This is a genomic window from Anaerostipes hominis (ex Lee et al. 2021) (assembly GCF_002270485.1).
GTDB lineage: Bacteria > Bacillota > Clostridia > Lachnospirales > Lachnospiraceae > Anaerostipes > Anaerostipes hominis.
Genome location: NZ_NQOG01000065.1, coordinates 1 through 852, shown reverse-complemented (window position 1 = coordinate 852; position 852 = coordinate 1). Strand labels below are relative to the sequence as shown.

Annotated in this window: 2 tRNA genes and 2 rRNA genes; all 4 read left to right on the top strand. The window is 48.2% G+C overall.

The window, feature by feature from the left end:
* Positions 1–93: ribosomal RNA gene (locus tag CI597_RS17540) — 16S ribosomal RNA — on the top strand; the annotation flags it as partial.
* Between the two features lie 176 nt (positions 94–269).
* Positions 270–387, top strand: a 5S ribosomal RNA gene (gene rrf, locus CI597_RS17535).
* A gap of 100 nt (positions 388–487) precedes the next feature.
* A tRNA-Ala gene (locus CI597_RS17530) sits at positions 488–560 on the top strand.
* A gap of 62 nt (positions 561–622) precedes the next feature.
* Positions 623–696 (top strand) — tRNA-Ile (locus CI597_RS17525).
* The last annotated feature ends 156 nt before the right edge of the window (positions 697–852 follow it).

Sequence of the window (852 nt, the reverse complement as noted above, 5' to 3'; positions counted from 1 at the left end):
TATAGGAGGGAGCTGCCGAAGGTGGGACCGATAACTGGGGTGAAGTCGTAACAAGGTAGCCGTATCGGAAGGTGCGGCTGGATCACCTCCTTTCTAAGGAAGAAGAAGTAGGGGTTGTCTTATTGTTTAGTTATCAATGATAACAAAAAGTATCAAGCAAGGAAGTTCTATTGCACTAAATTCGCTGCGCCATAACTGGCTGGCTCATTAAGTTGCAAAGAACAACTTTCGTACTAAGCTCGAAAGTACCTCGCTAAGTACTCAATGCTTCCGGTGGCGATGCGTTTTGGGGACACACCCGTACCCATCCCGAACACGATGGTTAAGACCAAAACGGCCGATGATACTTGGTTGGAGACGACCTGGGAAAGCAGGTGGCTGCCGGATATTTTTTACTCAACGAATCGAAGATGAGTTTAGTAAAAAAATCGTTCGCGATACTCAGCGAAAGCAACGCTTGAGCGCTAGTAGAGTCGAACAAACCCGAGGGGGATTAGCTCAGTTGGGAGAGCGCCTGCCTTGCAAGCAGGAGGTCACGAGTTCGAATCTCGTATTCTCCACGCAGACAATGAAGATTGTCTACAATTAAATGGTGGGCCGGAAGGAACGGCCATATCCAAATGGGCTTGTAGCTCAGGTGGTTAGAGCGCACGCCTGATAAGCGTGAGGTCGGTGGTTCGAGTCCACTCAAGCCCAGCAGCGTAACATTGGATTGACAGTGGTACTGAAAGCATCTCAGAGACTTCGTCTCTTCGATCGCGGCAGAGCCGCTAATACAAGCAAAAAGTAATTCTGCTTAGGAATGTAAACATTCCACACAGAATTCCGTTTTCCTTGTGCTTTCAATCCTGC